Source organism: Nocardia sp. NPDC058633 (assembly GCF_042717045.1).
GTDB lineage: Bacteria > Actinomycetota > Actinomycetes > Mycobacteriales > Mycobacteriaceae > Nocardia.
The window spans coordinates 1-1,952 of sequence record NZ_JBHXRA010000046.1 but is presented as its reverse complement, the minus strand read 5'-3'; the positions used below and the strand labels follow the sequence as shown (position 1 = coordinate 1,952).

2 protein-coding genes are annotated in these 1,952 nt (G+C 38.0%); both read right to left on the bottom strand.

The genetic code is table 11. The features are described 5' to 3' along the window. A partial coding sequence (locus tag ACFWUR_RS29630; protein WP_378911235.1) for a hypothetical protein occupies positions 1 to 862 on the bottom strand: 862 nt, incomplete at its 3' end. Between the two features lie 90 nt (positions 863 to 952). Beyond that, on the bottom strand, positions 953 to 1,126 hold the full coding sequence (locus ACFWUR_RS29625) for a hypothetical protein (RefSeq protein WP_375839303.1): 174 nt from the start codon (positions 1,124 to 1,126) through the stop codon (positions 953 to 955). Positions 1,127 to 1,952 lie beyond the last annotated feature (826 nt).

Sequence of the window (1,952 nt, the reverse complement as noted above, 5' to 3'; positions counted from 1 at the left end):
CAAAATTGTCATTTTCGACATGATAACTTTTCTCGTAGTGTGGTTTTGCCGAACCCACTACTTTTTTTATGTCTCCGAACTTCATTTCTTCCCGTTCCGGCTTAACAATCCCTTTTGATTTTCGATACATATTCATTCCGGAAGGATACATGTGCAGCCGTCCGCCTTTTAAAAATTTCTTTTCCCGACCTTCTACGATCTTTGTTTGCACCTCACAGCCCTCTGAAGCCACTTTTAAGGCTGTTTCCCTGTCTTGGACATCTTCTAGGTCTATATCAGTCAAATAAGCGCTCAAATAGGCTCCTATGTTGTCTATATCCTTTAATGACTTGATTGTTACAAATCCTAAACCCCATAGACTCCTTAATTCAGCATTTTTAATATAAATCTTATCCAAATCATTAAAGCGCATTAAAACATGACAATGCCAGGCTCCACGTCCTTGTGGCTCTACCACCGATAAATAATCTATCGAACTTTCTTTCTTGTATTTATAACGCAACCTGTCGATAAAATTTTGAAAATCACTATAAAGTTTTTTCGTGTCCGTCATATTTTTCTTGTATGTCAAAGTTATATGTAATTCATTTGGCCGTCCTATAAAATTGTTATTTATCAAATAACGCAGCTTCTTAAAGGTTTGTCTCAAAGAATTATAATTTTCCTGCCGATTTTCCGAATGCTCGAACTCCCGGATCTCCCCAGTAGAGAGGTCTACAAACCTATCCTTGTCCAATTTTTTGATATTATTTTTCCGGTTCATCTTCTCCATATGCTGAACTTCAATGACGTGATTCATAGTGGTCACTTTTACAACATCATTTGGAGCTATGAAAACCGCGTCACCATTGCGTTTATCCATCCATTTCCCCTCAATTTTTCCTGTAATGTTTAATTAAAATCAAGTTAATAATAAAGAACCCCAAATCCGAAGTCAGTTTTTCAACAAAAATTAGCGTCCTTTTCCCAAATAGTCCCTATACAATTCCTTAATAGCAAACTCAATTACAGCATCTTTTGAAACTCTTCCAAATTCATTGTGTTTTGTAAAATGTTCGGCTAATAACTCTAGCTTTTTAAATGTTTCAACAGTAATTCGAGGTCCAATTTGTTTTTTCTCTTCCATCCAAACACACTCCTAACAAGTTGTTAACATAATTCTAACATTGGAAATAATAGAATTCAAGAACAGAAAAAAGAAGCACACTCGGAATGATATTTCGTTTCCTTTTGATTCCGAGCCTCCACCCCTTACAATCCCCAAAGGCAACCGACAAGGGAAAATTCGTCCCTTATCGGCACCTCCGGAAATTGTACAGCAAGGGGTCACTCCCAATAAAAAGACTACGACATATAAAACAGGTTTAGCTTCAGAGAAAAAGAGCATAAGGAAACTCGGTGCCACCCTAAAAAAAAGGGTGTCAAACAGGCTGTGCCTGTTGAGTTTCTATGCTCTTAGAACAGGTGCCGTTTTTGAAGCCAAAGATATAGCATAGATACCCCATAGATATAGCAGGGATATACCAAAATATCTCTAGAGATACGGGTATCTATGCTATATCTCTCTACAAGATTCCTCCACACGCTTGACGGAAATGCTTCAGCATTTTAGCACTCACTCGACAGAGTGTATAAGTGCGCCATTCGGAATTTCAAAGCTTCAAATTTCACAGAGAGTGCCCATTTATACACACCCCCTAAATCGTGGTGTGACAATGGGTTCTCGCCGGCTCGAAATCGGTTTGTCATTCTGACAAATAACCCTTCGGGAAATAAAAAAAACGGCTCCCTAAAGAGGACCCGTTTTGCTTCAAAAATCACCTTTAGTGATATACTGGAGAAACGAAATTGTGTTTACAAAATTGTCATTTTCGACATGATAACTTTTCTCGTAGTGTGGTTTTGCCGAACCCACTACTTTTTTTATGTCTCCGAACTTCATTTCTTCCCGT

What these genes read in the sequence shown, in the direction of transcription:
- ACFWUR_RS29625 (WP_375839303.1), bottom strand. Translation starts at nt 1,126, where the DNA reads ATGGAAGAGAAAAAACAAATTGGACCTCGAATTACTGTTGAAACATTT.